At 38.0% G+C, this 5,903-nt stretch carries 6 protein-coding genes; 2 read left to right on the top strand and 4 right to left on the bottom strand.

Annotation, left to right across the window (positions count from 1 at the left end; translation table 11 throughout):
• A partial coding sequence (locus A1232T_RS13465; protein ID WP_167367090.1) for a LysE family transporter occupies positions 1-269 on the top strand: 269 nt, incomplete at its 5' end.
• A 251-nt stretch (positions 270-520) separates the two neighbouring features.
• Here A1232T_RS13465 and A1232T_RS13460 read toward each other — a convergent pair.
• The 4 genes from A1232T_RS13460 to A1232T_RS13445 form a co-directional block, all read right to left on the bottom strand.
• Positions 521-1,120: a DJ-1/PfpI family protein gene (locus tag A1232T_RS13460; protein WP_077449836.1), complete on the bottom strand. Its 600-nt coding sequence runs from the start codon at positions 1,118-1,120 to the stop codon at positions 521-523.
• 114 nt (positions 1,121-1,234) lie between these two features.
• A complete protein-coding gene (repM, locus tag A1232T_RS13455) occupies positions 1,235-2,185 on the bottom strand; it encodes a replication initiation protein RepM (protein ID WP_077449835.1) in 951 nt (316 codons plus the stop codon).
• 294 nt (positions 2,186-2,479) lie between these two features.
• Positions 2,480-3,271 carry a hypothetical protein gene (locus tag A1232T_RS13450; protein ID WP_077449834.1) on the bottom strand — a complete coding sequence of 264 codons (792 nt, stop codon included), beginning with the start codon at positions 3,269-3,271 and terminating at the stop codon, positions 2,480-2,482.
• Position 3,272: 1 nt separating this feature from the next.
• Positions 3,273-4,931, bottom strand: coding sequence for a MobA/MobL family protein (locus A1232T_RS13445; protein ID WP_077449833.1), 1,659 nt, complete (start codon positions 4,929-4,931; stop codon positions 3,273-3,275).
• A gap of 257 nt (positions 4,932-5,188) precedes the next feature.
• On the opposite strand from A1232T_RS13445, the gene A1232T_RS13440 reads away from it, so the two are divergent.
• Positions 5,189-5,515: a mobilization protein MobS gene (locus tag A1232T_RS13440; protein WP_077449832.1), complete on the top strand. Its 327-nt coding sequence runs from the start codon at positions 5,189-5,191 to the stop codon at positions 5,513-5,515.
• Positions 5,516-5,903 lie beyond the last annotated feature (388 nt).

Raw genomic sequence — 5,903 nt, 5'->3', positions numbered from 1 at the left:
TCACTAATCCTAAAGGTATTCTATTTTTTCTATCGTTTTTCGTACAGTTTGTCGATCCAAGTTACCCTAATCCATTTATTTCTTTTTTAGTATTAGCAATTATTTTACAAATCATCAGTTTATGCTACCAAAGCATGATGGTACTTGTAGGAGAACGTCTATCAACTCGCTTTCGCCAGTATCCATGGTTGGTGATTTCTAGTATGGGACTAATCGGAATGTTATTCATCGGCTTTGCAATAAGTCTGTGGTTAGCAGAGTTAAACTAACTACATCCTAATAGTGATCCAATTATTTCTTCTACAAAACCTAGATATAGTTCAATACCAGTAAATAGAGTATACCCCAAAGGAACCAGTTATTTCACCCTTTAAACGTATTAACAGACCACTTAAAACAGACTATTATAACGGAACCACTTATAACGGTCTACGAGTGTTAGCCAGTATCATTATTTTTTCTATACAACTAAAACCTCTATTAAATAGAGCTTTCCCCAATATAAACTAAAGGATTATCTCTAAAACACATCCCAAAAATTGTCGATTTGGCTATTTTCTTGCCAGTTATATTCTATTTCTTTGGCAATTTTACGTGCAGTTTCTAAATCATGTCTGTCCGCAATAAACCCTAGCGTCATATCTATTCCAGCACTAACACCTGATGAAGTATAGAACTTATCATCTATTACCCACCGTGCTTCTTGTATCCAGTTAACTTGGTTGGATTGAGAGATTACCCATTGCCAAGATCGCTTATTAGAAGTTGCTTGCTTACCTTCTAATAAACCCGATTTTGCCAATAAAGCACTACCTGTACATACACTCAGGACCCACTGTGCATTTTCTGAGAGCTTTTTTAATACCTCTAAAAAAAGCTTGTCTTCTACTAATTGACGGGTGCCTTGACCCCCTACTATTAGTAGAATATCTGTTCCAAATAGTAAATTATCAGTATTATTCGTGAGTAACTCAACACCGTGATGATTTTTAACTACACCTCCTGCTAATGACGCAAACTGCACTCTATAGTATTCTTTTAAGCTACCAAATACCTCGATAGGTCCAAATAAGTCTAAAGTTTCATAATTTTCAAACACTAAGGCAGTAATAGTCTTCATAACAAATAACACCCTTCATAAATAATTTTTAGAGTCTATCCCAGTAGAACTGCTAAATAAGACCATTATTTGAGCTAACAAGCTACTAAAGCTACTAACAATAGACCGCTAGCCTTAATACTCTAAATAATCCCTAATTGGACGTTTCTTAAATTGAGAAGCGTCTTTTTTAAGGCGATTAATCATCTCAAACTCCCAATCATTAGGGTTTTGACCTGCTGGGCTAGTAGAACTGACCAAATGATTATAATCAGCGATAAAGTTAGGGTTACGAGCGATACGCCCTAGCTGTTTATCATTTAAACCATCAACGGTAAACATATCTGCTGTATAAGCGTCACGGCTTACGGTTCTTTTTTGGGGCTGCTCAGGTTTGCTCTTAGTGATTATTTTAAATTTAAAGCCAGTGATACGTCTGCCCTTTTTCTCTTGCTCATAGCTGACTTTAAGATCCGATTTTTCGTTAATTTCTTCGACAGCTAAATCTAGTACACGTCTTTTGAAGTCACACATTCTTTTGTATTCATTAATCCCCAGTCCCATTTGTCCTCTAAACTGTTCAAGTTCGAATAAAGGTGTTTTGCCTGCTTTTTTCCACTGAACAAGCAACTCATACAGCCGAATAGAATAATTACTATCCATTCTTGCAGTTTGCTCTAGCAAATATTTAGTAAAAAACTCTTCTGCCCCATCTATACGAGTAATCCCCTTAACTACTGCAGGCGTAAACACCACCTCAATCGCTCCTTCATCATCTAAGTACCTGACTTGCGAGATCCAACGTGACTTCACCGTTCTTTCATCATCATCTAAAAAACTAAAGCGACGGTTAAATAAAGTCTCTTCTGCATCTTTCATCATCAAATAGCCGTTTTGACGAGTGGTATTAAAAACTTCAGCGTATCGCATGGCATCAATACGTAAAGGAGTATCAGTACTTAGTCCTTTACCCGTTTCTCTTGCATCTACTATCGCCAATTGAATTATTCTAATCTCTACCAATGTCAAATTTTGAAGCACGGTGTTTAGGTAGTTTGTTTTTACTACTAGGTTTGACTTAGCCACTTTAAAACTCCCTTTGCATTATTTAACGACATTGTAATTACCAGTCGTATAAACGTCAAATATTATAACGTCGTTAAAAGGTAAGTAAACGTCGTTCAATGGGTAAGTAAACGTCGTTCAATGGGTAAGTAAACGTCGTTCAATGGGTAAGTAAACGTCGTTCAATGGAAGTTACAGCCCTTTAATATCGTGGCTTTGCGAGGACGGAAAAGCATTTAAAAGCATTTAAAAGCATTAAAAGCCTTTTTGCTTGTGGATAACTACTAAAACAAAAGAAGAAAAAAAGAGGTGAACTTAACGAAATTTACAGTAAAAATTACCGTCTTTGGCAGTGAAACAAGTAGACTTTTTAACATCAGCATAATAACCGTCTTTACCTTTGACGACATTATCAGCAATATCATAACGCTCTAGCATGACATAATTTGCTCTGCGTTCTGCTATCTCTGATTTACTGGGTATGAACAACCAAGCTATAAAAAATGTTAGCAGTATGATGAACAAGCAAACGCCACCTAAGATCAGACCTGTTTTCCAAGTTAGCTGACTTACATACTCATCAGATAACGCCTCTAAATGCGTCTTGGTGCTGTTTGACACCTCTTTCAGTGTATTAGCTACATTTTGCTTTAACTTGTCGCTCTGCGTCTTATATGAGTCCTCATAAGCTAAAATTGATGTATTGCGATACTCAAATTCTTTCTGTGTTCTTCGAGCATCTTCTTGTAGCTGTTGTAGCTGTTGTTTAATACTACTAGAAACCTGTGATAGCTCGATTGTTAGCTGTTTAATGTGAGTTGTAAAGCCCTTGTTTATTGCTTTGTGATAACTTTCTTGGTTCTGCTTAAAAACAGTACTAAGAGCTCTTTGTATGCCCTCTAAAGTTTCATCGGTGAGCATTTTCTCTTTTTCTTGATATTCTTTGAGCTGCGCTGTTAACTGCTTAATTAAATCAGCGGTTTCATTCGCTCTAGCAGTGCTAGCAACGTCCAGTTGCTCACGCTGTTCTAAAAGGGCTTGATTATGCTCTGTGAGCGTTGCTAGAGCCGTTAATAAATCTTCTAGCTGTGTATTGGTGTTATCCATTTTATCTTCTCATTCCATAGCTATTACTGCGGTTAATCTCATTGCTGTAGTCTTTAATAGCTTGCTGTGCGTCCTGTAAGCTCTTCTGTGCCTCTTTACTCACATTATCGCTGGTAACCTTGGCAAAATTGTCTAATGCCCCTTGTAGCTCATTTGTGTGCGTTTTACGATCGCTTCTGCCGTAAAGCTCTTTTGTTACTGTTAGTGCTTTTCTCGCTTGCTCTGCTGTGAGATCGATTAGAACATCACGTTCACCTACTGCGTACCGTTTTTGATAGTCGGTTGTGGTTGGATCATCAATGTAAGTGTTTAGCTTCCGGACCGCTTCACTAGCGACATTAATAGCTATTATCTTTTGTCCTATCGGGTTATCGGCTTCAATGTTCTTAAAGTGGTCAGGGTTGCTTCTTGCTTTTACGTATATCTCTTGTTTAGCTTCTTTAAACTGATTAATTTCTAGCTGTCTTTGTTCCGCTTGTGCTTGTTTAGCTCTTTCGGCTTCTACTCGTGCTTGTTCTAGCTTAGCTTGCTCAATAGCCTGCTGTTTGGCTTGCTCGGCTTCTCGTTGCTGTTGTAATCGCATGGCTTCTTCTGCCCTTGCTTTGGCTTCTGCTATTTTCTCTTGTTCACGTTTGCTCTTAACGCTTTTCGCCAGTGCCAAAGCTTGAGCGACTGCATTAGATTTAACCACATCTGTACTGATCGCTTTTGTCGGTGGTGGTGTGGTGTGTTCAATATCTTGCTTTTTAGCAAAAATGATTTGCTCGGCTTTATCGTTAATAAGCTTGTTATCTTCAATCTCTAAGTTAAAGATTAGCTCGTTTCGCTCGTTGATAATCTCGTTAATCACTCCAAGCTTGGTAGCTGGACTTTTATCAATCTCATAAGATTCGCCTTTTTCTTTCGCCGCTTTAGCTTTTTTAAGTTCTTCTGCGTACTTTCTACGCTCTAGCTTTGTTGCAACCGACCCCATTTTGAGCTGTGGCTCAATGTCAATTCCTTGGCTTTTGTAACTGCTGCTATCAATTAGATCTAAGCCATGCTCTGCTAGTTTTTCATTCGCCACTGACTCCCACAATTGACGCACCTGTTTAACTTCATGGCTCATACGCTCAAGTCCAAGCTCACGTCTTTTTTTATCTGACAGTTCTGCTGTGCTTTTGTCTGTTAGTACAATCTCGTTGTTATCGTTCAGTTCTGCTTTGCGTGTTGTTAGCATGATGTGCGCATGAAAATTACGAGGATCTGCCCCTCTTTCTATTTCTTTGTCAGTCGGTTTATGAATAGCACAATCTGCAATAACTCCGTATCTGTCAGCTAGCTTTTGGCTGAACCTATGAGCTAGTTCTTTTCGCTCTTTTTCTGATAGTTCATACGGCAAGTTAACTAACCACTCACGAGCAACCCTTGCGTCTTTTCGGTTTTCTGCTTGTTCAGCTTTGTTCCAAATCTCGCCCCTGTTGATAGTGACCTTTTTATCTTTTAAAGATGAGGGCAAAATAATATCAGCACTCATAACACCGTAGCGTTTTGAGTAGTCATGAACTTTTCCGCACCGCTTATCTTCTAATTTTTCACCAGCACGATATGAGGCAGATGCAACCGCTGATTGCCCCTTACCTCTACTTATTGATTTTGTGCTAGCGATGAAAATGGCCATTTTGTACAAACTCCAATTTTTACTTTACCCCAAACGGCTTTTTGTTTGGGGTGGGGGTTGAGGGGGCTTGCCCCTCACGAGGTTTTGATTTGAAATTATAAGTAACATAGTGGATTATAATTTCAAGTCGAAAACTCGCACTTAGTCAGTGGGACTCAACCATCCGTTAAATAACTATATCATAAACTGTTGTTAGGTACTGGCGAAATTGCTATAGTTGGATGAACAAAAAAATCTACTAGTATAAGGAAGATAATATGAGCTTACTAGGTGGTAATGATCTAAAAGAACAGCAGAGAATTAACGAACTTGAGGCTAAAATAAATAGGGAGAAGCAGAAGCTAGATAAGAAACTGACACGGCAAAAAATACTACTGGGTGCTTTTTTTGTGGACGCTTTAGAGAATAATTCTGTACAAGGCTTAAAAGAATATACGGCTGATAACCTGTTGGATTTTTTGAGCAGACAGGGCGATAAGGATTTAATGACAGATTTGGTAAAGGGGCTTGGTGGTACGGTCGAGACTAAGAGTGACAATAAGAATGATTTAGAGTTGAATGCTAGTTTAGATGAGCACTTGTAAATAAAATATGTCCATTAAAAATAAAAAAGGCATTAGTTAAATGATTGATTATTCTTTATTATTCACCTATTTCTCAGCTGTTTTACTGTTTTTAGGTACTCCAGGACCTGTGACTGTACTTGTAGTGAGTGCAAGCGTAAAAGGTGGGTTCAGGGCTGGATTAGCAACAGTCGCAGGTACTAATGCTGCATCACTAATTTTGATAGCGATATCATTTATTATCCTTCAATGAGTGTTTTCAGTTAGCGAGACAGCTATGCTGTGGTTATCCTTTTTAGGGGCATTCTATCTTATATATTTTTCTATAAATATAGTAAAAGATAAAATTGATATTAATCAGACTGTAAAAGAAAGCTCAGTTCTTGTTACGAAAACCCATTTCAAAGAT

It is taken from the genome of Psychrobacter pasteurii, assembly GCF_900162815.1.
Taxonomy (GTDB): Bacteria; Pseudomonadota; Gammaproteobacteria; order Pseudomonadales; family Moraxellaceae; genus Psychrobacter; species Psychrobacter pasteurii.
Note: the sequence above shows the minus strand (reverse complement) of the source record. Positions and strands in the feature narration are given on the sequence as shown.

Coding starts and splice junctions, on each gene's coding strand:
- A1232T_RS13460 (WP_077449836.1), bottom strand. CDS start 1,120: ATGAAGACTATTACTGCCTTAGTGTTTGAAAATTATGAAACTTTAGAC.
- A1232T_RS13450 (WP_077449834.1), bottom strand. CDS start 3,271: ATGGATAACACCAATACACAGCTAGAAGATTTATTAACGGCTCTAGCA.
- A1232T_RS13445 (WP_077449833.1), bottom strand. CDS start 4,931: ATGGCCATTTTCATCGCTAGCACAAAATCAATAAGTAGAGGTAAGGGG.
- A1232T_RS13440 (WP_077449832.1), top strand. CDS start 5,189: ATGAGCTTACTAGGTGGTAATGATCTAAAAGAACAGCAGAGAATTAAC.